26 protein-coding genes are annotated in these 25,401 nt (G+C 67.5%); 12 read left to right on the top strand and 14 right to left on the bottom strand.

The window, feature by feature from the left end; all coding sequences use genetic code 11:
• Positions 1 to 19 precede the first annotated feature (19 nt).
• Positions 20 to 2,476 carry a beta-L-arabinofuranosidase domain-containing protein gene (locus JWQ81_RS18440; RefSeq protein ID WP_297543119.1) on the top strand — a complete coding sequence of 819 codons (2,457 nt, stop codon included), beginning with the start codon at positions 20 to 22 and terminating at the stop codon, positions 2,474 to 2,476.
• A gap of 345 nt (positions 2,477 to 2,821) precedes the next feature.
• Here the strand turns inward: JWQ81_RS18440 and JWQ81_RS18445 are convergent, their stop codons facing one another.
• Positions 2,822 to 4,153 carry a S8 family serine peptidase gene (locus JWQ81_RS18445; protein WP_297543121.1) on the bottom strand — a complete coding sequence of 444 codons (1,332 nt, stop codon included), beginning with the start codon at positions 4,151 to 4,153 and terminating at the stop codon, positions 2,822 to 2,824.
• Between the two features lie 222 nt (positions 4,154 to 4,375).
• On the opposite strand from JWQ81_RS18445, the gene JWQ81_RS18450 reads away from it, so the two are divergent.
• On the top strand, positions 4,376 to 4,675 hold the full coding sequence (locus JWQ81_RS18450) for a hypothetical protein (protein WP_297543123.1): 300 nt from the start codon (positions 4,376 to 4,378) through the stop codon (positions 4,673 to 4,675).
• A gap of 7 nt (positions 4,676 to 4,682) precedes the next feature.
• Here JWQ81_RS18450 and phoU read toward each other — a convergent pair whose 3' ends face one another.
• Entirely contained in the window at positions 4,683 to 5,333 is a 651-nt protein-coding gene (gene phoU / locus JWQ81_RS18455) for a phosphate signaling complex protein PhoU (protein WP_297543125.1), read from the bottom strand.
• Positions 5,334 to 5,490: 157 nt separating this feature from the next.
• On the opposite strand from phoU, the gene JWQ81_RS18460 reads away from it, so the two are divergent.
• Positions 5,491 to 5,727: a hypothetical protein gene (locus JWQ81_RS18460; protein WP_297543127.1), complete on the top strand. Its 237-nt coding sequence runs from the start codon at positions 5,491 to 5,493 to the stop codon at positions 5,725 to 5,727.
• 50 nt (positions 5,728 to 5,777) lie between these two features.
• Here JWQ81_RS18460 and JWQ81_RS18465 read toward each other — a convergent pair whose 3' ends face one another.
• Positions 5,778 to 6,743, bottom strand: a complete 966-nt coding sequence (locus JWQ81_RS18465) for an LLM class flavin-dependent oxidoreductase (protein ID WP_297543129.1) — start codon at positions 6,741 to 6,743, stop codon at positions 5,778 to 5,780.
• A 192-nt stretch (positions 6,744 to 6,935) separates the two neighbouring features.
• Here JWQ81_RS18465 and JWQ81_RS18470 point away from each other — a divergent pair, with 192 nt between their 5' ends.
• The 4 genes from JWQ81_RS18470 to JWQ81_RS18485 all read left to right on the top strand — a co-directional run bounded on the left by JWQ81_RS18470 (position 6,936) and on the right by JWQ81_RS18485 (position 9,848).
• Positions 6,936 to 7,472 carry a YbaB/EbfC family nucleoid-associated protein gene (locus tag JWQ81_RS18470; RefSeq protein WP_297543130.1) on the top strand — a complete coding sequence of 179 codons (537 nt, stop codon included), beginning with the start codon at positions 6,936 to 6,938 and terminating at the stop codon, positions 7,470 to 7,472.
• A complete protein-coding gene (locus tag JWQ81_RS18475; RefSeq protein ID WP_297543132.1) occupies positions 7,466 to 7,801 on the top strand; it encodes a type VII secretion target in 336 nt (111 codons plus the stop codon). Before JWQ81_RS18470 ends, JWQ81_RS18475 begins: the two co-directional genes overlap by 7 nt.
• The gene (locus JWQ81_RS18480; RefSeq protein WP_297543134.1) at positions 7,798 to 9,306 is read left to right on the top strand and encodes a hypothetical protein; all 1,509 of its coding nucleotides are present in this window, start codon (positions 7,798 to 7,800) and stop codon (positions 9,304 to 9,306) included. The genes JWQ81_RS18475 and JWQ81_RS18480 overlap by 4 nt, the downstream gene beginning before the upstream one ends.
• 89 nt (positions 9,307 to 9,395) lie before the next feature.
• Positions 9,396 to 9,848, top strand: a complete 453-nt coding sequence (locus JWQ81_RS18485; RefSeq protein WP_297543136.1) for an SRPBCC family protein — start codon at positions 9,396 to 9,398, stop codon at positions 9,846 to 9,848.
• Positions 9,849 to 9,929: 81 nt separating this feature from the next.
• On the opposite strand, the gene JWQ81_RS18490 is transcribed toward JWQ81_RS18485, so the two are convergent.
• Complete coding sequence (locus JWQ81_RS18490) at positions 9,930 to 11,354, bottom strand: AlkA N-terminal domain-containing protein (RefSeq protein WP_297543138.1); 1,425 nt, start codon at positions 11,352 to 11,354, stop codon at positions 9,930 to 9,932.
• Positions 11,355 to 11,515: 161 nt separating this feature from the next.
• On the opposite strand from JWQ81_RS18490, the gene JWQ81_RS18495 reads away from it, so the two are divergent.
• Both JWQ81_RS18495 and JWQ81_RS18500 read left to right on the top strand, forming a co-directional pair.
• Positions 11,516 to 11,812, top strand: a complete 297-nt coding sequence (locus JWQ81_RS18495) for an antibiotic biosynthesis monooxygenase family protein (protein ID WP_297543140.1) — start codon at positions 11,516 to 11,518, stop codon at positions 11,810 to 11,812.
• A gap of 70 nt (positions 11,813 to 11,882) precedes the next feature.
• Complete coding sequence (locus JWQ81_RS18500) at positions 11,883 to 12,704, top strand: isocitrate lyase/phosphoenolpyruvate mutase family protein (RefSeq protein ID WP_297543141.1); 822 nt, start codon at positions 11,883 to 11,885, stop codon at positions 12,702 to 12,704.
• On the opposite strand, the gene JWQ81_RS18505 is transcribed toward JWQ81_RS18500, so the two are convergent.
• Both JWQ81_RS18505 and JWQ81_RS18510 read right to left on the bottom strand, forming a co-directional pair.
• A complete protein-coding gene (locus tag JWQ81_RS18505) occupies positions 12,644 to 12,922 on the bottom strand; it encodes a hypothetical protein (protein ID WP_297543143.1) in 279 nt (92 codons plus the stop codon). The two genes, JWQ81_RS18500 and JWQ81_RS18505, sit on opposite strands and share 61 nt — an antisense overlap.
• A gap of 19 nt (positions 12,923 to 12,941) precedes the next feature.
• A complete protein-coding gene (locus JWQ81_RS18510; RefSeq protein WP_297543145.1) occupies positions 12,942 to 13,127 on the bottom strand; it encodes a hypothetical protein in 186 nt (61 codons plus the stop codon).
• 575 nt (positions 13,128 to 13,702) lie between these two features.
• Here JWQ81_RS18510 and JWQ81_RS18515 point away from each other — a divergent pair.
• Positions 13,703 to 14,755: a YbhN family protein gene (locus JWQ81_RS18515; protein WP_297543147.1), complete on the top strand. Its 1,053-nt coding sequence runs from the start codon at positions 13,703 to 13,705 to the stop codon at positions 14,753 to 14,755.
• Between the two features lie 27 nt (positions 14,756 to 14,782).
• Here the strand turns inward: JWQ81_RS18515 and JWQ81_RS18520 are convergent, their stop codons facing one another.
• Entirely contained in the window at positions 14,783 to 15,808 is a 1,026-nt protein-coding gene (locus tag JWQ81_RS18520) for a right-handed parallel beta-helix repeat-containing protein (protein WP_297543149.1), read from the bottom strand.
• A 260-nt stretch (positions 15,809 to 16,068) separates the two neighbouring features.
• Between JWQ81_RS18520 and JWQ81_RS18525 the strand changes: the two genes are divergently transcribed.
• The gene (locus tag JWQ81_RS18525; RefSeq protein ID WP_297543151.1) at positions 16,069 to 16,980 is read left to right on the top strand and encodes an oxygenase MpaB family protein; all 912 of its coding nucleotides are present in this window, start codon (positions 16,069 to 16,071) and stop codon (positions 16,978 to 16,980) included.
• A 93-nt stretch (positions 16,981 to 17,073) separates the two neighbouring features.
• Positions 17,074 to 18,489 (top strand): hypothetical protein, encoded by a 1,416-nt coding sequence (locus tag JWQ81_RS18530; protein WP_297543152.1) that lies wholly within the window; start codon positions 17,074 to 17,076, stop codon positions 18,487 to 18,489.
• 59 nt (positions 18,490 to 18,548) lie between these two features.
• On the opposite strand, the gene JWQ81_RS18535 is transcribed toward JWQ81_RS18530, so the two are convergent.
• The 7 genes from JWQ81_RS18535 to dnaE form a co-directional block, all read right to left on the bottom strand.
• The gene (locus JWQ81_RS18535) at positions 18,549 to 19,775 is read right to left on the bottom strand and encodes a styrene monooxygenase/indole monooxygenase family protein (RefSeq protein ID WP_297543154.1); all 1,227 of its coding nucleotides are present in this window, start codon (positions 19,773 to 19,775) and stop codon (positions 18,549 to 18,551) included.
• 43 nt (positions 19,776 to 19,818) lie between these two features.
• Entirely contained in the window at positions 19,819 to 20,448 is a 630-nt protein-coding gene (locus tag JWQ81_RS18540; protein ID WP_297543156.1) for an ATP/GTP-binding protein, read from the bottom strand.
• Positions 20,423 to 20,800 (bottom strand): DUF742 domain-containing protein, encoded by a 378-nt coding sequence (locus JWQ81_RS18545; RefSeq protein WP_297543158.1) that lies wholly within the window; start codon positions 20,798 to 20,800, stop codon positions 20,423 to 20,425. Before JWQ81_RS18545 ends, JWQ81_RS18540 begins: the two co-directional genes overlap by 26 nt.
• Positions 20,801 to 20,824: 24 nt before the next feature.
• Positions 20,825 to 21,262, bottom strand: coding sequence for a roadblock/LC7 domain-containing protein (locus JWQ81_RS18550; RefSeq protein WP_297543160.1), 438 nt, complete (start codon positions 21,260 to 21,262; stop codon positions 20,825 to 20,827).
• Positions 21,259 to 22,512, bottom strand: coding sequence for an ATP-binding protein (locus JWQ81_RS18555; RefSeq protein ID WP_297543162.1), 1,254 nt, complete (start codon positions 22,510 to 22,512; stop codon positions 21,259 to 21,261). The genes JWQ81_RS18550 and JWQ81_RS18555 overlap by 4 nt, the downstream gene beginning before the upstream one ends.
• A 252-nt stretch (positions 22,513 to 22,764) precedes the next feature.
• Positions 22,765 to 23,229: a hypothetical protein gene (locus JWQ81_RS18560; RefSeq protein ID WP_297543163.1), complete on the bottom strand. Its 465-nt coding sequence runs from the start codon at positions 23,227 to 23,229 to the stop codon at positions 22,765 to 22,767.
• Between the two features lie 169 nt (positions 23,230 to 23,398).
• A partial coding sequence (gene dnaE, locus JWQ81_RS18565; RefSeq protein ID WP_297543165.1) for a DNA polymerase III subunit alpha occupies positions 23,399 to 25,401 on the bottom strand: 2,003 nt, incomplete at its 5' end.

Here is a 25,401-nt window from a genome sequence, read left to right on the forward strand (position 1 = left end):
CCTGACCAGGGAGTTCACCGTGCCTCTGAACCGCCGCCGTTTCCTCACCGGTGCCGTTGCCACCGCCGTCGCCGGTAGCGCGGGCAGTCGCCTGACGGCCTCCGCTTCGGTGGCTTCCCGGCTCACGCCGGCTCGTGGCGGCCTCTACACACCCAACGCTGCTCCCCTGCAACCGACGGCTTTCCTCAGACTTCCGCCCGGCGCCATCACGGCCCGCGGCTGGTTGGCCGGCCAACTACGGCTCCAGCTCGACGGCCTCTGCGGGCACTACCCGGAGATCTCGCACTTCCTCGACCTCTCAACCAGCGGCTGGACACAACCCGCCAACCGCGCCTGGGAAGAAGTGCCCTACTGGCTGCGTGGATACGTCGACCTCGCCGCAGTCACCGGCGACGCCAACGCGCTGGCGACCGCCCGCCAATGGATCAACGCCATCCTGGCCACTCAGCAATCCGACGGCTTCTTCGGCCCGAACCCATTGCGTACCGAGCTCAACGGCGGCCCGGACTTCTGGCCGTTCCTGCCGATGCTGCAGGCGTTGCGCTCCTGGCAGGAGTACACCGCCGACACCCGCATCGTCGGCTTCATGACCAAGTTCTTGCACTACATGGACGCCCAGGGCCCGGGCGCGTTCACTTCGAGCTGGGTCTCGGTGCGCTGGGGCGACGGACTGGACAGCATCTTCTGGCTGTTCAACCGCACCGGTGACACGTTCCTACTGGGGCTGGCGGACAAGATCCACACCAACGGCGCGAACTGGGCAGGCCCAATTCCCAGTCTGCACAACGTCAACATCGCCCAGGGCTTCCGCGAACCCGCCCAATACGCGCTGCGCAACGGGTCCGCGGCGCTGACCCAGGCAACCTACAACGTCTATGAAACGGTGATGACCAGCTACGGCCAGTTCCCCGGCGGAGGCTTCGCCGGGGACGAGAACGCGCGACCCGGCTACGGCGACCCTCGCCAGGGTTTCGAAACCTGCGGGATCGTCGAATTCATGGCCAGCCACCAGCTTCTGACGCGCACGACCGGAGACCCGGTCTGGGCCGACCGCTGCGAAGAACTCGCCTTCAACTCCCTGCCTGCCGCCCTCGACCCCGCGGCCAAGGGCGTCCACTACGTCACCAGCGCGAACAGTGTGGACCTCGACAACAGCCCGAAAACCGAAGGGCAGTTCCAGAACGGCTTCGCCATGCAGGCGTTCAAGCCCGGCGTCGACGTATATCGCTGCTGTCCCCACAACTACGGCATGGGCTGGCCCTATTTTACCGAGGAACTCTGGCTCGCCACACCGGACCACGGCCTCGCCGCCGCCATGTACGCGGCCAGCACCGTCACCGCCATGGTCGCCGACGGCACCACGGCCACCGTCACCGAGGACACCGACTACCCGTTCGCCGACACCGTCACGTTGACCGTCACCACGCCCAAGGCGGTGGCGTTCCCGCTGTATCTGCGAGTCCCAGGCTGGTGCAGCACACCGGACATCCGCGTCAACGGCACGGCCGTCGCCGCCTCCCCCGGTCCGTCCTTCGCCAAGATCAACCGCACGTGGAACCGCGGCGACAGGGTGACCCTGAGGCTGCCGCAGCAGACCACCGTGCGTACCTGGGGCGCGAACCACGGCTCGGTGTCGGTCGACCACGGCCCGCTGACCTACTCCCTGCGCATCGGCGAACAGTACGACCGCTATACCGGGAGCGACCAGTTCCCCGAATACGACGTGCACGCGACCACGCCGTGGAACTACGGCCTCGCGATCGAGCCCACGGCACCCGCGGCGGCACTCACCTTCACCGCGGCGGGGGGCACGCTCGCGGCCGACCCCTTTACGCAGCAAGGAAACCCGCTGACCATCACCGCGCCTGCCCGTCGGATCGCCGAATGGACCGCCGACGACCAGCACGTCGTTTCCCCGCTGCAGGACAGCCCCGCACTCAGCAACGCGTCCATCGAGACTGTCACCCTCATTCCGATGGGCGCGGCCAGACTACGGATCACGTCGTTCCCCACCGCGTCGCCGGCCGGGCACCGATGGATGAGCGCTTCGACGACCTACCGGATCCAAAACCGCAACTCCGGCAAGCTACTGGGCGTCGACCACATGTCCACAGCGGACAGCGCGCTGATCGTCCAGTTCGCCGACAACGGCACCGCCGACCACCTCTGGACGTTCATCGACAACGGCAACGGCTACTACCGCATCCGGAACCAGAACTCCGGCAAAGTCCTCGGCGTCGACCACATGTCCACAGCCGACAGCGCTCAAGTCGTCCAGTTCGGCGACACCGGCACGAGCGATCATCTGTGGGCACTCATCGACAACGGCGACGGTTACCACCGCGTCAAGAACCAGAACTCCGGAAAGGTGCTCGGCGTCGACCACATGTCCACAGCGGACAGTGCGCAGGTCGTCCAGTTCGCCGACAGCGGGACCGCCGACCACCTCTGGAAGCTGCTGCTCCCCGGGCAGTAACCAGGCTGTTCGGTCGCATGTGTGGGGGTCGCGAGCGTAGTACGCAACTCGACGGCGACTTGCGGCATCCGTGGGTCCCCGGGGTGTGATTGATGCGTGCTGGTGGCGTTACAGCGGCAAGGACCGGGGCGAGTAGGGACTTCCTCGCTGATCTGAGGGCCGGTCGTGTCGTGTCGGCGTGCGGTCACAAGCGCTGTCGGTGGCCGAGTGTGGGACTCGGCGCCGTGAACGTGGGACTCGCGGGCCGCGTCGGCGAGTCCCACGCTCCGACTCGGAACCAGCCAGTCCCATCAGCCCCTCAACCATCACGGATCCACGGATAGAGCACAAGAACCACAAATGTGCTTAGAACGCCCCGAAGCCGAACGGGCTGCCGAGCCCGGTGGGGCCGTCCCAGCCTTTCGCCGCATTGCAAAGACGGCTGTCGTAAGTGGGCGCCGCTGTCTCCGGGTGGGCGTCGCCCACGGTGACGCACCGGCCGTTGCTGATCGCGCCGTTGGTGCCGGAGGTGATGTCGTGGAACGCCTCCGGCTGCGCCTGGTAGAGCGTGTTGGGGCCGAGCACGGTGGCGAGATTGTTTCGTGCGGCGTACATCCCGGCGATGAACGGCGCCGACGCGCTCGTGCCGGCCACGACCGTCCAGCCGAGCGCATGGTGCTGGCTCGGGCTGTAGCTGTCATAGATGGCGACGTTGTCGGCGACCGCGGACACGTCGACGCCCGTTCGACCGCCGGAACACAGTGACGCGGTCGACGCCGCCTGACCCTCGGGCGACGTCGCGCGGGGGGCACAGCTGGATCCGCCGGTGCTCCACGCGCCTTCGGTGAAGCGACCGGATTCCTTCACCAGCTCGGTGCCGCCGACCGCGGTGACGGTCGGCAGGGCTTGCGGCCACAGGAAGTCAGCGCCTTCGAACCCTGCGTCACCACTGGATGCGGCGATCGCGACACCGCGGTGGGACAGCTGCGCAGCCACAGACCCGTGCAGCATGTGGTCGTCCCCGGGGATCCCGTAGCTGATGCTCACCGCGTTCGCACCGTGCGCGATCGCAGTCTGGACAGCGGTTCCGAAGGCGTCGGCGTAGCCGTCGAAACTCACTGTCTTGGCCGGATCACTCCCCGGCTTCGGCAGGACGGAATGCGGCAGCTGCACCTCGAGCAGCGAGCAGTCCGGGCACGCGGCCGAAGCCATGTCGACGTCGAGCGAGGTTTCGACGCCGATCTGCTCGTCGATGTCCTTGTCGTCTGCGGCGGTGGCCGGGGGCAGGGCGGGGCCGCCGTCGTAGGACAGCTGCCGAAGACAGCCGTTCGCGGCCGAACACACCGGCAATCCGTACTGGGCGCGATAAGTGGCGAGGTCGCCGTCGAGGTTCGGGTCCGCGCCGACGTCGATGATCGCGACCTTCCCCGAATTTGCCGAATATCCCGAGATCTGGTGTGCCTGTTGGAGATCCGGCGCGCCCCATCCCACCGGGACGCCCGCGGCCGGGACGTCGGCGTCGCCCGCCGGTGAGATGATCTTCTCGACCTGGCAGGCCAATCGGGCGAAATCCCCACCGCAGATGGGCTCGAATCCCACCGCCCGGGCCCGCCCACCGGACGCCGAGGCGACACCCGCCGGCACGACCACGGCCGCGACGAGCACTCCGGTAAGGAACACGAATCCGGAACGCGTCATGGAAACTCCTTATGGCGGTGGCACTTCGGCCCTATCATGCACGACGTCCAGCCGGCGCGCCCGCTATGTCCAAAGTGGAGCATGCGCGCCGAACTGCCGACATTCACCCCATCGCGTGATCACCGCCGGACGCGGCGGTTCAGCCGGGCCACCCCGTTGTGTCCGGTGGACAACCGCGGGGCGGATCTGCGGGGCGGATCCGGCCGCACTACTGTCTCCGGCATGGCGATCAGCGTGGCCGTCCGTTCCCAGGGGGGCGAGGTCGAGCAGACCTGCACCCATCTCGCACTCGACGTACTCTGTGAACGTGCCAGAGAGCTGGACCTGCCGATGCTCGGGCTCGTCGACGATTGCGACGACACGGTCTTCAACCGCTCGCAGATGCGCCTGGTGGTGGCTGAGCTGCGGCGGCTGGCCGAGGAGTCACCCGGCAGGCGCGCCGAGGCCGCCCGGCAGGTGCTCGACCTGACCACGCAAGTCGAGCGCCGGCCGCAGCGCTACCTCGTCTTCAACGGAGACTGATCAACCCCTAGCCGCGAGTGGGCTCGATGCCCGTCTCGGCGAACTCCAGCCGCTTGGAGACCGAGACTGCCTGGTCGCCGAAGCGTTCATAGAACCGCGCCAGCAAGGCCAGGCTCGTGGCCGAGCGGACACCGTGCTGCCAGTCACCGCCGGTGATCAACGTCAGAACCTGGGCATGCAGAACGTCCAGGGTGTGGTCGGTCTCGTCGAGTTCGGCGAACGCGCCGGCCGCGTCGCTGGAGAGCAGCTCGCCGATCCGGTCGGCCATCCCGGCCGCGACCGCGCCCATCTCGGTGAACGCCGCTTCGAGCTCGGCCGGCACCGCGCGCTCAGGATGGGTGAAGCGGGCCGTGTCGGCGATATGGGCGGCCAGGTCGCCCATCCGCTCGATCTTCTCCGCGCAGTACACCGCCGCGAGGATCGTACGAAGGTCGCCGGCGACCGGTGACTGCAGCGCGAGCAGCGATTGGGCCTGCTCCTCGCACTCGGCGCGGGCGTGGTCGAGGTCGGAGTCGTCGCCGAGAACCTGTTCGGACAGCGCCAGGTCCCCCGTCAGCAGCGCTCGGCTCGCCAGCCGCATCGACTCCGCGGCCAGCCCGCACATATGCGCCAGCCGCTCACCGAGCAGGGTCAACTCGCCGTGGAAGCTCTCTCTCATGCCACGAGCTTATGGCCAGTGCCAACAAAGCCGGTGACCAGGCCTGACGGCAGCACGGTGCCACTCGTTCGGGGGGTTGCGGGAACCCGGCGGTTCCGGCAGGCGACCAGTGCGTCGTAGTGACCGTCCACGAACCTCAGGAATTCGGGAGCGACCCATGATCGACGAGACCGCAGCAACGCCCGGACTACGGCATGTCGCGACGTTCTGCGGCAGCTGCAACTGCGGCTGCCCCGAGGTCTACCTGGCCGACGAGTCCCCCGCCGAACGCCGGGTGGTGATCACCGACGACTTCGGCCAGCGCGTCGAAATGAGCATCGAGCAGCTCGAGGTCCTGGTTACCGACATCAAGGCCGGTGTCCTCGACGAAGTGCTCACCACTTCCGCCCACTGAACCGCGGGACGTGTCGGTGCGGCCGCGTCGTGCCGACACGTCGCGAGGTGTCAGGTACGCCACCAGCCCAATGCCGGCGCGATCTCGGTGGCGATCAGCCGCAGCCGTTCGATCGCCGGTTCCGCGGCGGAGTGCCCGTGGCGGACGACCGGCAGGAACCAGCTGTCGGCGTTGAGATACCCGAGCAGCGCGGGATCGGCGTACAGGCTCTCGATCACCTCGGACGTCGTGCCGCGGTGCACGTTGAGCCTGTCCAGATACTCCTCGGTGGACAGCGCGGCGACGTCTGTCAGACCGCGTCGGGTGAGGTTCTCGCGGTGCACGGCCACCGCCGACACGAGTTCGTCACGCGCGGCTTTCCGGTCCTCGGCCGGAAAAACCGTGCGGACGATGCCGAACCGGGGCCGGCGGGCACCGGACAGGTAGGCGTTGGCCAACGGTCGCTGCCCGGTGTACGGATCGTGCCCGGCGGTGCCGAGCAGCAGCCCGTCCCCGACCTCGCCGATCACCGCGGCCCGTTCGAGATCGCCGGTCGACTGCCACAGCCGCCCGTCCGCGGTGGGCGCCGGCGGCCGGAGGATATGGTCGCCGCCCGGTTTCGGTTCGCCCCGCAACGCCGAGCGCAGGGCCCCAAGCCGCTCGTCGAAGAGCGCACGGCGGTTCGCGGGATCGAGGCCGAACACCCCGAACGCCTCGTTCGGCCCACCGGTGCCCAAGCCCAGTTCGAACGCGCCGTGGGAGCTCGAATCCGGTGTCAGGTTCTCCATTGGCAACACGATCATCGCCGTGCCGAGCCGGAACCGCGGCAGCCGTGAGGCGAGCGCGCCAAAGGACACCATCGGCGACGCCCGGCGCCCGTAGTCGGCACGGACGTGGTGCTGGGCGACCCAGCCGCCGTCGAAACCGAACGCCTCGGCCGCGGTGAAGACGTCGAAGAGCTCCTTCAGCAAGGTGCCCTCGTCCTTGCCCGCCCCGTCCAGGTGGGTGAGGAACCCCAGTTTGAACGCGCTGCCCATCGGATTCCCCCAGGTTGCCGAAAAAAGCTGTATCGCACCAGGTGACCAGCGACTATCGCGAGGGTCAACGTGTCCCGGTCCGTGGACGACGTGGTACACGGCCATTCCGGCGCGCCCTTGTCATGCGCCAGCCACCTCGGGTTCATTCGATCGGTGGGAGTTGGTTCGCCGCGCTCGTTACCGTGCGGAGTCGTGGAACAGCAGGAGCAGCTGGACGACTTCCAGCGCCAGGTCGACGAAATACGGACCAAGAGCCAGCTGCTGCAGGAAAAGCTGGGCGAGACCAAGGCGACGGTCCGCTCACGCGACGGGCTGGTGACGGTGACGGTCGCCCCCAACGGCGCGTTGCAGGATCTGCACATCGACGACCGCGCGCTGCGAGGGGTCCCCAATGCGGCACGCCTCACCGCGACGATCATGGAGACCTTCGGCCGCGCACAACGTCAGGCCGCACGTGAGGTCGCCGACCTTCTGGAACCGATGGCCGGCGGGACGGACATGATGCGGGTCGTGCGGAGCTTCCTCCCGCCACCCGAAGAACCGGAAGAACCCGAAGCGGCACAACAGGAATCCCCGCCGCCTCCGGTCGCGCCGCCGCGGATGCCCCCACCGCCCCCACCACCTTCGGCGCCGCCGCAGGCACCCCAGACCCCGCAGGCACCGCGTACGAAACGCTCCCGCGCCGCGGACGGCGATCAGACTGACGACGGCGAAATGGACCCATGGTGAGCAACGGCGGTTTCGAGGTCGACCCGGCGGAGCTCCGGAAGTTCGCGTCCTACCTCAGCGACACCGCGCACGCGGAGATCGTCGACGCGGCCAACGGCGTCCACTCGGCCAACGGGTTCGACAACAGCGCGTTCGGCATCTTCGCGGCCCAGATCCTCGCCATCCCGGCCAGGATCGCCATGGCCGCCGTGACGGACAACCTGAACAAGCTCGCCGACGAAATAAGCCAGGCCGCGCAAAGCACGGTCACCGCGGCGACGACCTACCAGCAGCACGAAGAGTCCGTCACGCGCACTTTGAACACGATCAGCCCGGGAGATGGACTTTGAGCCAGTTGGACCTCACCGCCGACAACTCGACCGCGGGGCTCGGCGTCGCCGACAGCTGGCACAGCGTCGCCACCTCGATCGAGGCGCTCAAGACCGCGCACGGCGGCGACCGCGCCGCGGTGGCCGTCGAGATCGGTGTGACCGTGGCCAGCGGAGTCCTGGACACGGTCGCGTTCGTGCTCGACCCGCTGGCCAAGCTGATCTCGGCGGGCCTCGGCTGGCTGATCGAACACGTCAGGTTCCTGCGCTGGCCGTTGGACCAGGTCGCCGGCAACCCGGACCAGATCAAGGTGATCGCCACTCAGCTGCACACCATCGGCGAGAACCTCCGCAACGCCGCGACGGACCTCGACAGCGCGCTCAAGGCCGACCTCCCCACCTGGAAGGGGCAGGCGGCCGACCAGTTCACCGCGGCGATGAACGGCCACAAGACCCACATCGACGACTCGGGGCACGCGGTCGACGTGGCCGGCTACGTGGTCGAAACGACGATGGCGCTCATCGCCGCGGTGCGCGCGCTGTTCCGCGACATCATCACCACGATCCTCGGCGACATCATCTCCACCATGCTCATCGCGCTGGCGACCGCGCCCCTGACCTTCGGCGCGTCGATCGTGGCGGGGGTCGCCGAGGTGATCACCGTGGTCAGCGTGCAGGTCGCGTCGATGCTGGCGAAACTGGCCAAGGCGCTCGGGCTGGCCGGCCGCAGCGCCGGACGCCTGCACGATCTCGGCGACCTGACCCACGGCGAAAGCACCGCGGGCGGTCACGCGCTGGGCGACCTGCCGCCGCGCCCGGCCAACCCCACGCCGCCGCATACCCCGGAACCGACCCCTCACACGCCGACGGACGACACCCCGCCGGCCACCCACGACGACACCCCGCCGCCCGCGCACAATGACGACGGCTACGGCCCTCAGCAAGACATCTACAACGAATACCACGACGGGCCGTCGAGCTCGAACAGCAGCACGCACAGCGAGGACGGCTACGGTCCCCAACAGGACATCTACGACGAGTACCACAACACCCCCGGCGGAGACGGCACGTCGACCCACTCGTCGGACGCCGGCGGTCCGAGCGTCCACGGCGAACCGGCGCCGACTCCCACGCCGACACCCACCCCCACACCGCCGCCGAGCGTCCACGACGAGCCCGCGGTCGCCGCGCCTGACCCGAAACCGACGGGTCCGGTGTCGGTGCTGAAGGACCAGGACATCGCCAAGCTGAAGGCGCACGAGGACTGGCTCAAGAAGGTCTACGAGGGCCCCCAGAACAAGGCGAAGTTCGTGGACAACTGGATCAAGAAGACATACCCGGACGCCTACCCATACATCAAGGGGATGTCCGACGCGAAGAGCAGCAAGAACTGGGTCGGCTGGGTCGACAAGAACTTCGTCCAGGTCGACAAGCAGCTCACCGGAATCCAGGACCAGGCCGACAAGGCTTGGGCGCAGTCCGACTCGCAGTGGCGTGAGCAGCACCCCGACCCGGCCGCCCCCTGAAAGTCCACTGTGGACTTACAGCCCGTCCTGCGAACTACCGAGGAGTACCTTAACCTCGGATAAGGTACGTTCGCAGGACGGGAGTGGTCATGGTCGACGTCGTACGAACATTCACCGTGCCCGAGCCCGTCGACGTCATCGTGGCGTACCTCAAGGATTTCGCGAACGCCGAAAACTGGAATCCGGGCACGGTGTCGTGCAGCCGCGTCGACAACGGGCCGATCGAGGTCGGATCGAAGTGGCACCACGTTTCCGAGTTTCACGGCAGGACGATCGAACTGGCCTACCACCTCGCCCGGTACGAACCCCGGCACCTGACTTTCCTCGGCGAGAACGAGACGGAAACCTCGACCGAGGATCTCAAGTTCGTCCCGGTCGCCGAGGGAACCTCGATCACCTACCACGCGAACCTCGTGTTCGACGAGGTCGGCAGACTCGCCGATTCGCTGCTGAAGCACGAGTTCGACAAGTTCGGCGACGAGGTCGTGGCCACGATGACCAGGACTCTCAGCAGCCAGCCGAAAACGTCAGGACTCCCCTAGCCGGGCCGACCGGAGTCGCGGCTGATCCGAGAATGAAGAGCCTGGCGTGGTCGGCCGCTTCACCGTTCTACCCCAACCCCTTCAGCGGCCTGCCCCGGATTCGCGATCGAATAATTCGCACGAGTTTCTGAACTCCGGCCGGGCGTAGGTCACCAAGTGCGTCGCGGCGACAGCGCGCCATGGCTGCCAGTTCGCGGCGAGTTCCTCAGCCGAGCCGGTGGCCCCGATGGTGCGCAGCGCCCGGCGCAGGTCCGGATCCGAGGACGGGAAAGCGTCGCGCTGGCCGAGCCGGAGCGCTACCTGGTGCGCCGCGGTCGACCCGATGCCCGGGATCGACGTCAGCGACGACACGAGGTCAGCCAGCCCAAGACTCCCGTCGAGCATGACGTCGCCTGCTGCCACGCCGACGGCGAGCGCGCGGACGGCCTCAGCGGTCCGCCGAGGAAGGTCGATCGCACCGAAGTCCCCGTCCGCCAGCAGTTCGGCGGCCGGGAAGAGGTGGGTGAGCCCGTGGTCGAGGCCGGGAACCGCGCGCCCGAACGTCCGGACCAGCGTTCCCATGCGTTCCGTCGCTCGAGGTAGGCCGCAGTTCTGCGCGACAACAGCATGGACGGCGACCTCGAACGTGCCCCAGGCACCCGGAACGCGAACTCCCGGCCGCGCGGACACGAGCGGCCCGATCGTCGGATCGGTGGAGAGGCGCGCCATCGCGGATCCGGTGTCGGCGTCGACGCCCACCAGCCGGCTCACCCGTTCCACGACGTGGATCAGGCCCTCCCAGTACGGAAGGTGCGCCCGGAGCAGCAGGTGGTCCGCACCACCGGGATGCACCTCCAGCACGCCGGCGTCACCGTCCAGGCTGATCGTGCGGCGGTAGACGCCGCCCTCGACCGACTCCACCCCCGGGACGGCGCGATCGGCGAGGAACGCGAGAACGGTGTCCCAGTCGAACGGAGGTCGGAACGGAAGACGCAGGGTCAACCCGCCGTCCGCGGCGAGCCGGTCGGCCCGGCGCCGACGGTCGCGTAACTCACCTGGCGGCGCGCGGAACACTTCGCGCATGTCGCGGTTGAACTGCCTCAGGCTCCCGAAGCCGGACGCGAACGCGACTTCCGCGAGGTTCAGGTCTGAGTCGTCCAAGAGCCGTCGGGCGAAGTGCGCGCGCCGCGACCGCGCGAGCTGATCGGGCGTGACGCCGAGAGTGTCGGCGAACAGTCGACGCAAGTGGCGCGGCGAGACTGCGAGGCGTGTGCCGAGAGCCGCCTCGGTTCCTTCGTCCAACGTGCCTTCGATGATGAGCTGCACCGCACGGCAGACCAGTTCGGGCGTGTCCGCGCCGAGCGGACCGGCCACGCGGTACGGGCGGCAGCGGAGGCAGGCGCGGAAGCCGGCCGCCTCCGCCGTCGCGGCCAGTTCGAACGTGCGGACGTTCTCGGCGAGGGGTTTCGCGCCGCATCCGGGCCGGCAGTAGATCCCGGTCGTCACCACGGCGGAGAACGTTGTCATGGCTCCCAGGTATAGGCGCTCCGGCGGAGGAGCGCTAGCCGTATTCGGACGTGCTCGTCAACGATCATGTCCGAATACGGCCAGACTTCGCCCCGCCTGACGGGTGATCCTTTGAACTCAGCGGCGCACGGCACTGTGCGTCAGACCCGAGAGGATTCTCCGTGCTCACCAAGGTGTTCCCCATCAAGCTCAAGCCCGGCAAGCAGGCCGAAGTCGAGGCCATCGTCGAGCGTTTCGCGCCGCAGGGACCGGTGCGGGAGCCCGGGACGCTGTCGTTCCGCGTCTACCGCGATCCGGCCACTGTGGATTACCTGCTCTTCGTCGAGCATTTCGCCGACCAGGCCGCCTATGAGGCCCACACCGGCTCGTCCGCGTACCAGGAGTTCATCGTCGGACAGTTCGCCGAGCACATCGTCGAGTTCGTGGAGATCGACCACGAACTCCTCGTCGGCCTCTGACCCACACCGCGGGCTCGTGGGCGTTTCGGCGTCCACGAGCCCCCCTTTTTTCTTTGTCGAGGGAGAAACCGTGACGCTGAAGGCCAAGGCGGAATCATTGCGGGCGTTGCACGACACGCTGCTGATCCTGCCGAACGCGTGGGACGCCGGAAGCGCCGCGCTGATCGAGCAAGCCGGCGCGAAGGCGATCGCCACGACGAGCGGAGGTATCGCCTGGTCCGTCGGCCGGTCCGACGGACAGAACCTGACCAGGGCCGAGATGGTCGACCGGATCCGGCGGATTGCGTCCACAGTGGACATCCCGGTCACCGCCGACGTCGAGGGCGGGTACGGCCCCGGCCCCCAAGACGTCGAGGCGACCGTCGAAGCCGTCGTCGGCGCCGGAGCCGTCGGGGTGAACCTCGAAGACTCGCGGGCTCCCGGTGGTCCGCTGTTCGACGTCGCCGCACAGGCGGCTCGCGTCCGGGCCGCCCGGGCCGCCGCGACGCGGGCGGGTCTGCCCGAGCTGGTGATCAACGTGCGGACTGATGTGTTCCTGTACGCCGTCGGCGCGCCGGAAGGGCGGCTCGACGACGTCCTCGACCGAGCGTCGGCTTACGCGCACGCCGGTGCGGACTGCCTGTTCGTCCCCGGTCTGGTCGACCTCGACGTGGTGTCCGCGCTGGTCAAAGCCTCGCCGTTGCCGATCAACGTGATGGCTGGGCCGGGCGCGCCGACCATCGCCGAACTCGCGTCGGCAGGCGTGCGCCGGGTGAGCGTCGGCACCGCCATCAGCCAAGCGGCCTACTCCGTCGCCCGGCGCGCGGCCGTCGAACTGCTCACCAGCGGCATCTACACCGAACTCGACGGAGCGCTCGACTTCGGCACCCTCAACGGCGTCTTCGATCGCTGACCGTCAGCTCCCAACGAAACAGGAGCCGACAGCGGCAGGTCGGCCAGCAGGCGAAGGTCGCGCTCGGATGGTGATCCAGCTGGAGCGTCGGTGACGGTGAGCGCTTCGTAGTCGAGAGTGAGATCACCGACCACCGGGTGCCGCAGTCGCTTGACACCGTAGGTGTGCTGGATGACGTCGTGCTCCGCCCACCAGCGACGGAAGTCCGTGTCCCGCAACGAGAGTTCGCCGATCAGCTCAGCGAGCTCGACCGGATTGGGTGGTCTTGATGCCGTCGGTTTCGGTTTTGGTGACCACGAGTTCCAGCAGTGCGGTGTACCGGTTCATTTCCCGGGTGATGACCCGGGCGTAGTCGACCAGTGTCGCCGGATCGGCACGCCGGATATCGTCGGGATCGGGGAGGTTGATCGTTACGCTGGGCACTCCGTTATTCTACTACGGATCGAACGTTTATTCGGAACACGTTCAGGTGATACCTATTATCGCGGAACGTGATCATCGAGTGGCCGCGAAATCCACTTCCGCAACAAATTGCGGTACGAGAAGCGACTTCGCGGCCGCCGCCCGCAAAGCGTATCACTCACAGATGCGCCAAGCCCGTGACGCCGGTTGCTTAACGTCATTGCCGAAGTGCGAACGGCGTTATCCGTGCTTTCACCACCAGGAAAGTCTCCCTCGCCACTCACGAAAACGCAGCCACCAACCCAAAGAGACAGGCTCAAGATCCGCCGCTGCAGAACCCCGGACCTGACGACGGAACCGACCCAGCGCTGTCAGCCGACGAGGGCGACCGGCAGAATCCTCCCGCCCAGATCCGGAAAATCACTGGCACACCCGACGTGAAACCCACCTCAAGATCCACAACGATATTCATCGGTGGATCCAGGTTCAACGCCACCAAGGTGGCCCCGAGGGGTCGCGAAGTGCCGATCACCCGGCGGGAGCGCAGACTCACGGGCAGCACGTGGGCCGGTCGCGTGCGGGACGACGGGAGCACGATGACCACACCGCAGGCCGGTCCGCTGCCGGTGACGCGGCGGCCGACGTCCGGGCCGCGGGTGATCGTCCGGATCCTGGTGGGCGGGGTGATCACCGGCGGGCTCGTGGTGCTGCTGCTCACCCACCACGACCTGGTCGCCGAACTCCTCGACGCGATCGGCGACGCTCGGCCATGGTGGCTCGGGGTGGCGGTGGCGGCGGAGGTCGTCTCGATCGCGTCACTGGCCCGCCAGCAACGCCGCCTGCTGAGCGTCCACGGTGGACACTTCACGCTCCGATCCGTACTGGCCACCACCTACGGCGGCAACGTCATCTCGACCTCGCTGCCGGTCGTCGGCGCGGCCGCGGCGGCAGTGTTCGCGTTCCGCCGCTACACCCGCCTCGGCGCCGAGACGACGATCGCCGGCTGGGCACTGATGATGTCCGGCATCTTCTCCAGCATCAGCTTCGGCGCCGTCGTCGCGACCGGAGCGATCCTGACCGGGCACACCGGCGCCGCGATCTCCGGTCTCCTCGGCCTGGTGTTCGTCGTGCTGCCGGTGTCCGTCATCATCCTGGGCATCCGCCGGCCGCGGATCCAGGCCGGGGTGGAACGCCACGCGATCCGCTTTGCCGGCGTCCTGCGCCGACGGCTCCCGAAAATCGGCGGGCGCGTGCGCGACGAGGGAATCATCAACGGCGTCGACAAGATTGCCTCCTTTCGTCTCGGCGTCGGCGGGATGATCCACGTCCTGGCGCTGTCCCTGCTCAACTGGCTCGCCGACGCGGCGTGCCTCGCCGCGGTGCTCATGGCGGTCACCGGGACCGTGCCCTGGCAGAGCCTGTTGCTCGTGTGGGCGGCCGGAGCCGGTGTGTCCACGCTCAAGCTGACCCCGGGAGGCATTGGTGTCGTCGAGGCCGCCCTAGTCGCCGCGCTCACGGGGATCGGCTTCACGGCGTCGATTGCGCTGGGTTCGATCCTGCTCTACCGGGCGGTCAGTCTCTGGTTCGTGGCGGGCGTCGGCGGCGTGACCCTGCTGACGCTGCGTGCCCGCAGCCGCGTCACTGCCTGAACCCGACGCCCGCCTCCACGAACCAGGTCAGCGTCCGGCGGTGGCCGGGATGTTGCTCAGTCCTTTGCCGCCGGTGCTGGCGTTGGACGCGCCGACGACGTTCGGCAGGGACTTGCAGGAGCTCTGCGAGGTCACGTTGATCGCCCAGCCGGTCGACTTCGTCACCGTCAGCTTGTTGCCGGTGAAGACGTTCCCGCAGCCGTTGCCGGAGTACACGTTGTGCACCTGGAACGTGTCCAAGTAGGCGTTGCCTGCGGTGTTGCCGGAGACCGTGTACTGGTTGCCCTTGACGTCGATGGTCGAGTCGCCGGAGTTCTTGTTCTTCTCGCCGGTGCCGTCGAGGGTGTTGCCGGAGATCAGGCCGTCGTGTGTGCCTTCCTTGATATCGATCCCCTCGGCCGCGACCCCCGGGCCGATCTTGTTGTTCAGCACCTGGATGTAGTTCCCCGCATCAGGACCGCCACCATTGCCGTAGCACGCCCAGTTGCTGTTCGCGGAACCGAGATAGACGCCTTCGCCGTAACTGGGCTGTTCCAGGCCGGTGTTGTAGACCGTGGAATTCTTGATCACGCCGTATGCGCTGCTCTTGCGGAAGTGCACGCCCTCGTAACCGATGTCGTGCACGGTCACCCCGTCGAGCGTGACGTGCTGGGCGCCGTCCAGCACGATGCCCTTCTTGGCTTTCGTGACGGTGAAACCCTTGAGGTTCCAGTAACTCGCGCCTTGCAGCCACAAGCCGTAACCGACCTGTCCGGACGGGCAATCGGTGTTACCGGGATTGAACAGCGGGTCGCTCAGTACGGCGCCCGCCCCGCCGGTGAGCGTGATGGGCGAGGAGGCAGTACCCGCGCGGGTGGCGACGAATTGGTCGGCGTAGCTGCCGTCAGCCAGCGTGATGGTGTCGCCGGGGCTCGCCGCCGCGAGCGCGGACTGCAATTGGGCGGATGTGCTCACGTGGTACGTGGTGGCCGCCTGCGCGGTCGGCATGGCTGTGACGGCCAAAGCCAATGCGCCGGTGACGGCGAGTACTACGGAGCGCCAGTGCCTGGACATGAGGGTGTTCCCTTCCACGGTGGACGGCTTCGTTGGCTCCACGGATGGATCAGGCGGCGGAGGAGAATTCACATATATGGTTATTAGTCATGCATGTGAACGCTTCGACCTTAGTTCACCGGTGCACGGTTGGGGAATCCTCCACATGACGTAACGCCGTAGCACCCATCTGCCGAGCGGCGGCCATCTTGACACGGCCGTGAACAGATCGTCTAATGATTCTGGCAACACACGTGGACAGATACCGCAAAGGGGCGATCATGACCGCAGCAGCTTTCCGCGGCGGACCGGGCCAGCTCGAACAGCGGTCACGCCGGCCGATCGGTCCGGGTACGCGCATGTGGGACGAGATGGGCCTGATCACGTTCTCGATCACCGCGGGCACGGCGTTCCTGCTGCAGACCATGGAACCGACGATCTCCGCGGTCGTCGACGAGCACTCGACGTTCCGCACGGACGCCGTCGGACGCGCTGTCCGCAGCATCGCGTCGGTGATGATGTGGGTCTACGGCGGCGACGAGGCGCTCCTCGAGGCCGACCGCCTCCGCGAGATGCACAAGACGCTCAACACCGTCGACGGGCAAGGCGTCCGGCACACCGCGTTGTCCTCGGGCCCCTGGGCCTGGGTCCTGCTCACCGGCACCTACGCGTTCGTCGAAGGTGCCGAATACTTCTCGCGCCGTCCGCTCACCGAGGACGAGAAGGAGGCCTACTACCAGGAAAACCTCCAGCTGATGCGGAACTTCTCGGTGGCGGAAAAGGAAATCCCCGACACCTACGCCGAATACATCCGGCATTTCGAGGATGTCGTCGAAAACCACCTGGTGCCCACGCAGACCACCCGCGACTACCTGCGCCTCACGAAATCCCTCCCGCTACCACCGGCGTTCCCCCGGGTGCTTCTGCCGTTGTGGCGAGCCTTGACCGCGCCGGTCGGACGCCTGCAGTACTTCGCCACCATCGGCACCACGCCGGAAGTCGCCCGCCGCAAGCTCGGGATCGAGTGGACCGCGAAGGACGAGCGGAACCTGCGCGCGCTCGGCTGGGTCATCGCCCGCGCGGTACCGCTGCTCCCCGAACGGCTGCGGTATTTCCCGATCGCCTACGAAGCCCGTCGACTGGAACGAGACAGGCAGCGCCTGCGCAAGCTCATCGATCTCCGGCCACGGTAAGCCACCGGCCGTTTTCCGCGTTTTCGCCCCGGCTCGGGGTGCCAGGTGAGATCCTCCAGCTGATCCGCCCGGTCCCCGAGACGAGGATTCCGCATGAACCGAGCTACCACCCGCGCGGCTGCCATCGTCGGCTCCGCACTGGTCGCGTCCGCGCTGCTGGGCGGGGGCACGGCCCAAGCGGCCGATACCCCGTTCGCGTCCACCGTCTTCAAGGCGACGCACAACAGCTACTCCGGCAACGTCGACGGCGCCAAGAACTCCATCCCGTACCAGCTCGACCACGGCGTGCGGTTCGTCGAGTTCGACATCCACGACAACGGCTACGACACGCTGCACGACTACGCCATCGGGCACAGCGGGCCGGGCGACCTCGTCGACCACGCCGGCAACCCGGCGTCCAACGCGCTGCGCGACTGGCTGAACGTCGTCGCCACCTGGTCGACCGCACATCCGACGCACGCTCCGATCGTGGTCATGGTCGACATCAAGGACAACCTGACCGACAACCCATCGTTCGCCGCGGGCAACCTGACCGCGCTCAACCAGGAGCTGGCGACGGCGTTCGGCACGAGCCTGGTGCGGCCCGGTGACTACCCGAGCGGCCTGCCGTCGGTGAACACGTTGCGCGGCAAGGTGTTGACCCTGCTTTCCGGCGACGCGCAGACCCGCACCGAATACCGCCGCGACGTCGGCTACGACCCGGCCGTGGCGATCAACGGCCACGGCCAGATCGTCGAAGTGCACGATTCCGGCGGTGGCGCCCTTGGGTACTGGACCGGGACGTACGGCGCCGACGGGCGAGTGACGTGGATCCGCCACGGAAAGTACGACAGCGGGCAGACACCGGCCGTCGCGCTCAACGACAGCGGGCAGCTCGTCGAGGTGCACCAATCGCAGAACGCCACGACATTGTGGTCCCGTGTCGGGCAGCTGGGCTCGAACGGCGAGATCACCTGGTCCGCCGGCAAACAGGACGACTCGGGGGTGCTGCCGACGGTCGCGTTCACGAGCCCGACCGGCACCGCGGTGCACGAGATCCACCGCAGCCAGGGCAGCACCCAGAACTGGGCCTGGGACGGAGTCGCCGCGGCGTCGTCGGTGACATGGAGCGGCAACGCGAAGACGTCCGCTGCCCGCTACGACAAGACATCCGCCATCCGCGGCAGCACGCGGGTGTCCGTGACGACGGGCGCCGACGGCCCCACTCCGGCGCAGACGTTGCGCTACTCGACCGACCGAGTCACCGGCGGCCGGATCGGCTACCCGCAGAACGCCTTCGACGAGTACCAGGAGGGCGACGCCGCAGAACTGCAGCAGGGAGCCGTTTTCTACGCGGCGCCCGCGACCAGCTCGTCGTTCATCACGTCGGCCCGCCAAGCCGGGCACGTCGTCCGGGGCTGGGACTTCGACTCCGCGAGCCTCGCGACGAACCCATTGGCCAACTACCCGGCGACCAACCACCCTGACGACGCCTGGTACCAGACCGTCACCGCCGGCGCGCCCGAGTAGTTGTCCGTGAAGGCCACCTTCACACCAGATTGCGCAATGAAGGTGGCCTTCACGGAACGCTAGACGCTGGCGAGGTAGGCTGCGGTCTTCTCCGGGTCCAGGAACCAGTTCTGGAAGTCGGTCGGGTCGGAGAAGCCGTTGGCGAACCGCTTCGCCACGGCCGGGTTCTCCCCCGCCGCGCCGATGATCTGCATGACGTGCGGGGGCGGCGGCTGGAGCATCGCGTTGGTCCAGATCGTGACGTGCTGGGCGTAGGCCCAGTAGTCGTCGAACGTGCTCCGCATCCACGCCGCGTCGAACGGCTTGTCCCCGTTGGCGAGGATCGAGTCCAAATAGGACGCCGCGCATTTGCTGGCGTTGTTGGAACCCTGCCCGGTGATCGGGTCGTTCGCGACGACGACGTCGGCCATGCCCAGCACGTTGTAGCCCGACGGCAGCGATCCGACGGCGTCGCGGACGACTGGGGTGTAGCCGCCGGCGAGCGTCGCGTGGGCGTCGGTGAGCACTGCCTTACGGCTGCGCTCGTACTCCCACGGCAGGAACTGCTTGGTGAGCGCCAGGATGCGGTCGAGATGCTCCTGCGGGCCCGGCCGGTCGGAGAAGCAGTCGAGCGGACCGCCTGGGATGCCCTCGAAGAACATGATGTCGCAGTTCCCGCTGAGGGTGTACGCGGGGATCTGGAACAGCTCGCCGACACCCGGGATGATGTTGAAGCGCACTGCCGCCTTGTCCGGGTGCTCCGGCCGGGGTTCCATCCCGTGCACGTACGCCAGCGCCAGTGACCGCTGCGGCGCGGTGTACGGCGAAAGCTCCGGGATGCGGTCGAACAGCTGCACCAGCTCGCCCTTGCCCGCCGACACCACGACGAGGTCGTACAGCTTGGCGAGCGCGTTGAGGTCCGAAGTCGCGACGCCGTGGATGATCAGCTTCCCGCCGCGCTCCTCGAACAACTCCAGCCAACCGGCCATCTTGACCCGCTGGTCCACCGACTGCGCGTACTCGTCGAGCTCACCGAACCAGTCCAGCGCGCGGCTGCTGTCGGGGGCGGCGATGGACACGCCGAGGCCCTCGACGCGCACGGTCTCGGACTCCCACAAGTTCAGGCTGTGATCGCGCTCGTGCTGCAGCGCGGCCCCGAACATGCACTGGGTCGACATCACCGAACCGGCGCGGATCTCCTCCGGCGTGCGAGCCGACATCACCGTGACGTCGTAGTCGTGCTCACGCAGACTGAGCGCGAGCTGCAACCCGGACTGGCCGGCTCCGACGATCAAGACCTTGCGCATGCTGGACGATCCTCCCAGTTCTCAGGACACTGAAGAACCGCGCTCAAGCGCGGCTGTAGACGGGGGCGAGCTCCCGCCCCGGCCCGGAAAGCACGGCACGCTCGAGTGTGTGCTGGACGAGAACTTTCAGGGTCGCCACCGCGGAAGCGGGCACCCGGGCGTCACACGTGACGAGCGGGATGTCCGGGCTGAGCGCCAGCGCGTCACGCACATCGGCGAGGTCGTACCGCGGCTGTCCCTCGAACTCGTTGACCGCGACAATGTACGGCAGGGTCGAGTCGTTCTCGAAATAGTTGATCGCGGCGAACGACTGCTCGAGCCTGCTGGTGTCGACGAGCACGATCGCACCGAGCGCGCCGCGCGAGAGGTCGTCCCACAGGAACCAGAACCGCGCCTGGCCCGGCGTGCCGAACAGGTACAGCAGCAGGTCGGAGTGCAGCGAGATGCGGCCGAAGTCCATCGCGACGGTGGTGGTCGTCTTGGACCCGCCCGGCGGCAGGTCGTCGTCGACGCCGTCGCCGGCTTCGGTCATCCACGCCTCGCTGTTGAGCGGGGGAACCTCCGACACGGATCCGACGAGCGTGGTCTTGCCGACCCCGAACCCGCCGGCGATGACGATCTTCGCCGAGATCGTCAGCATCTCCGCGTCAGACGGGGAGCCGATTGAGTCCATCGAGGATCCTCTCGAGCACGTTCGTGTCGTTCTGGTAGGCGGACGCGGTGGGGTGGATGAAAACGGCGCCCTGCGAGGCGAGGTCGCTGACCAGCACCCGGACCACGCCCAGCGGGAGGTCGAGGCCCACGGAAAGCTCGGCGATGGAGATCCGCACCCGGGCGCGCTCGTACAGCGACTTCGACTCGGGCATCAGCGACTCGCTGAGCAACGGGTCGAACCGCGGTACCGAGATCAACGTCTCGACCAGCAGGGTCTGCCGGGTCCAGGTCCGTCCACCGGTGAAGGCGTAGGGCCGGATCCGCCTGCTGCGCATCTTGAGGGGGCGGTCTTGGGTGTCGTCAGTGGACACAGGAATCACGTCCTTGTCCGGATCTCAGTGCGGCCTGCGGGCGGTGAGCACGCGGCGGAGATCCGCGCGTATTTCAGGGGTCAAAGCATGACCTGCGTTCTTGACGAACTGCGTCATCTCGTAGGCGACGACCTTCATGTCGCAGTCGGGTCCGGTGAGCACGGCGAGTCCAGCGCCGGCACTGATGCCCATGAAGAGGAAGTAGCCGTGGGTGAGCCGGATGATGATCTGCTCGCAGGCGCCCTTGCCGAACAGTGCCGCGCTGTTGCCGGCCAGGCTGAGCAGGCCGCTGGAGATCGCCGCGAGCTGTTCGGCGGCATCGGTGCTGACCGAGTCCGACGAGGTGAGGGGGAATCCGTCCGACGACATGATCAGCGCGTGGCTCACGCCGTGCACCTTGTCCACGAAGTCGTTGAGCAGCCAGGCGAAGTCGGCTTTGCTGCTGTTCTCGGCGGTCGTCACTGGGATCCTTCTGGTGTTTCGCCTTCTGCGTGCCGTCTCAGCTCGTCCCGAGCGGCCTGCTCGCCGTCGGTGAACGCGCCGAGGTCCGCGATCAGCTGGTCGTGGCCATCCTCGCTGAACCCGCCGCCGAACCCATCGCCGGACCCGTTGCTGTCCGCGAACAGCGGCGGTCCCGCGGTGGACCCCTTGATACTGTGGGAAACCCGTCGCGGCAGGCCGCCGGCGGTGACCCCGTCCGAACGCGGCTCCGGCCGCGGCCGCGGACTCGGCTTCTCGGCCACGGAGCGGCTCCGCAGGGGCAGCCCGGTGACTGTCGCCTGACGTCCCTGGGGGCTTGCCGCGGCGGACGCGAGCGGGGAGACGCCCGAACTCGCGCCGTTCGCGCGCGGGAAGACCACGGTCTGCGAGCCTGACCAGGCCGGTTCGGGGAGTTCGGACACCAGCCCGGTCGGCAGGAGGACCGTGGCGATCGTGCCGCGCGGGGTCCGCCGCTCCAGGCGCACCGTCATGCCGTGGCGGTCGGCGAGCCTGCCGACCACGGCGAGACCCATGTGCCGGGCGGAATCGCTGTCGAGCGGGGGCGCGTTCTCGATGCTTTTGTTGAGGTCGGCCAGCCGGGCCGACGGGATGCCGATGCCCTCGTCCTCGATCCGCAGCAGCACACTCCCCTGCTCGGTCAGGTGCGCGCTGACCCCGACCGCGGAGTTGGGTGAGGACTGGTTGGCGGCGTTGTCGAACAGCTCGGCCAGCAGCCGGCTCAGGTCTTCCGCGGCGAAGCCGACCACGCCAAGTGAAACGACCCGGCCGATCGTGATGCGGGAGTAGTGGTCGATCGAGGACATCGCGGCGCGCATGACGTCGACCAGTGACGACGTCTCGGACGCTGCTTCACCGGCGTCGCGCCCGACGAGCACCCGCAGGTTCTCGGCATTGCGGCGCAGCCTGGTCGCGAGGTGGTCGAGCCGGTACAGCTCGCCGAGTCGCTCCTGGTCCTGCTCCTTGGCCTCCATCTCCTCAAGCTGCGCGAGAAGCGAGTCGACGAGGTTGAGGTCCCGCAGCGCGACGCTGGAACAGATGCCGACCAGCGCGTCTTCGCCACCGGTCGACCGGGGCGCGCTCGGCGCCGCCTCGATGATCCGGGGCGCCTGGACCGGCACGGCAGGCTGGGCGAGGAAGTGGGCAGCGGCGATCCGCGAGCGGTCCAGCAGCACCCGGGAGCGGTCCAGCAGTTCTCGCGCCCGCGTCGCCATGTGGTCCACTTCTTTCCGCTCGCAAGCCGGTTCCGACGTCGTCGCTGAACGCGGTACCGCTCATCGGCACCGGCTGACGACAACGTCGGTTATGCAAGCAGAACGCGTCGACACTGTCCACAAGCTGTCTATGTTCGATCGCTGGGAGTGACACGTGATCCCGTTCGTCGGTCCTGGTGAGCGCGTCGCCCTAGGCCATTCGGACGAACTTCTCAGTGACCGGTATCTCGCCCGCTCCTGAGTTCGCCGGGCTCAACAGCAGCGGTCGTGCTCCGGGAGGGATCCGACGTCACGAGGTTCGATCGCCTGCGCGCGCAGTTCCATGTCCGCCCGGCCGGCGCGCTTCGCGTATTCGACCAGGTCGTCGTACTCGGCCCGGGACAGCCAGCCCCGGTCCCAGCCGATCTCGAGCCGCATCGTGTGGAGCAGCAGCTCCAGCGAGTCCTGGCTGTGCCCGCCCAGTCGCTGGACGAACCGCTCCGCGACGTCGACTTCCCCATCGCGCCAGGCGATCATCGCGAGCAGCAGCGATGTGGCCGCCATGATGTCCTCGCGGTGGATGCCGCCCTCGGCCGCCAGGTGCTCGGCGAGCTGAAAGCTCCTCGTCCCGGCGCCGGCGGCACCCTCGGCCTGCACGGCGTCGAGCAGCGCCCTGATCTGGGCGGTGACGTAGTCATCCCCATTGTCGTCCCCATTGTCGTCCCCGTTTTCGGTCATGCCTGGTACCTCCCCGTTGCCCGCGCGACCCGGAGTCGAACGGCTGCCGCGCGGTCAACGAAAAAGAGCCTCGCGTCTGACGCCAGATACATCGAACGCCGAGCCGCGCTCACCCAAGTGGAGGTACTGCCCGAACGGGCAGCAGTCCTCGGTCAGCCGTCGAAGTCGGTCAGACCGACGCCGTGATACCCGGAATGCCTTTGAGCTCCCCGATCAGCATGGAGCTGACCTTGACCGGGTAGTCACCCAGCGCGAACACCGTCTGCTGCCGCTGGCCGATCAGCTTGAGGTGCACCGGGGTCTCCCCCTTGTGCGCGAGCAGCGTCGACTTCAGCTCGCTCACCACGGCCCGGTCGACCTTCTCCGCGGCCGCGAGCAGGACCAGCGGCGCTTCCTCGGAGCCGTCGCCGACCGACGACAGGTCCAAGGTGGCCAGATCGCCGCCGAAGACCGACATCTTGTCCTCGCGGAAGTTCACTCGGCCCTTCACGACGACCGCGTTGTCCTCGATGAGTTCCTCGCGGAACATCGAGTACGACTTCGCGAAGAACAACACCTCGACGGCGGCGTCCATGTCCTCGATCGTGCAGATCGCCCAGGGCTCGCCCTTCTTGTTGACCCGCCGGTCGATCGAGGTCAGCAGGCCGGACAGGACCAGCTCGCCTTCTTTCGGCGGGTCGTTGACGATCGCGGCGATCGTCCTCGGCGCGGCCTTGCGCAGGATGCGCTCTGCGCCGTCGAGCGGGTGCGCGGACACGTACAGCCCGAGCATCTCCCGTTCGTAGGCGAGCAGCTGCTTGCGGGGGTACTCCTGGTCGCCGAACTTCAAGTGCGCCAACGGGGACGACGACACTGCGGCCTCATTGTCGTCCGCGGAACCGAACAGGTCGAACTGGCCCATCGCCTCTTGCCGCTTGAGCGGCACGACCGCGTCGACCGCGTCCTCGTGGACCTGGATCATCGCCAGCCGCGTGTTGCCGACCGAGTCGAACCCGCCTGCCTTGATCAGCGACTCGATCACTCGCTTGTTGCAGGCCACGAGCTCGGACTTGTCGAGGAAGTCGTTGAAGGAGGAGTACTTTCCCTTCTCCTGACGGCTCTTCATGATCGACTCGACCACGTTGACACCGACGTTGCGAACGGTCCCCATGCCGAAGCGGATGTCGTCGCCGACCGCGGCGAACCGTAGTTCGGACTCGTTGATGTCCGGCGGGAGGACCTTGATGCCGAGGCGTCGACACTCCGACAGGTACAGGGCGGCCTTGTCCTTGTTGTCCCCGAAGGAAGTCAGCAACGCGGCCATGTACTCGGCCGGGAAGTTCGCCTTGAGGTACATCGTCCAGTACGTGATCAGGCCGTACGCGGCGGCGTGGCTCTTGTTGAACGCGTAGCCGGCGAACGGGAGGACGGTGTCCCACAACGCCTTGACCGCTTCCGAGGAGAACCCGCCCGGGAGCAGGTCACTGGCGCGCATACCGGCTTCGAAGCCCTCGTACTCCTGGTCGAGGACCTCCTTCTTCTTCTTACCCATCGCCCGGCGCAGGGTGTCCGCGCGGCCCATCGAGTACCCGGCCACCTTCTGGCCGATCTGCATGATCTGTTCCTGGTAGACGATCAGGCCGTAGGTGTCGGCCAGGATCTCCTTCAACGGGCCTTCGAGCTCCGCGTGGATCGGGCTGACCTTCTGCTTCTTGTTCTTGCGGTCGGCGTAGTCGTTGTGCGCGTTCATGCCCATCGGGCCCGGCCGGTACAGCGCGAGGACCGCGACGATGTCGTCGAACAGGTTGGGCTGCATCCGCCGGAGGAGGTCGCGCATGGCGCCACCCTCGAGTTGGAACACGCCGATGGTGTCACCCCGGCCGACCATCTTGTAGGACTCTTCGTCCTCGACGCCGAGCGTGTCCAGGTTGATGTCCACGCCGCGGTTGCTCTTGATGTTCAAGATCGCGTCACCGATGACCGTGAGGTTCTTCAACCCCAGGAAGTCCATCTTCAACAGGCCGATGTTCTCGCACGACGGATAGTCCCAGCCCGTGATGATCGAGCCGTCGTCGCGCTGCCACAACGGGATCGCGTCCATCAGCGGCTCGCTGGACATGATGACCGCGCAGGCGTGCACACCGGCGTTGCGGATCAAGCCCTCGATGCCCCGGGCCGTGTCGAAGATCGTCT

The sequence above is a fragment of the Amycolatopsis sp. genome (assembly GCF_025464955.1).
Taxonomy (GTDB): domain Bacteria; phylum Actinomycetota; class Actinomycetes; order Mycobacteriales; family Pseudonocardiaceae; genus Amycolatopsis.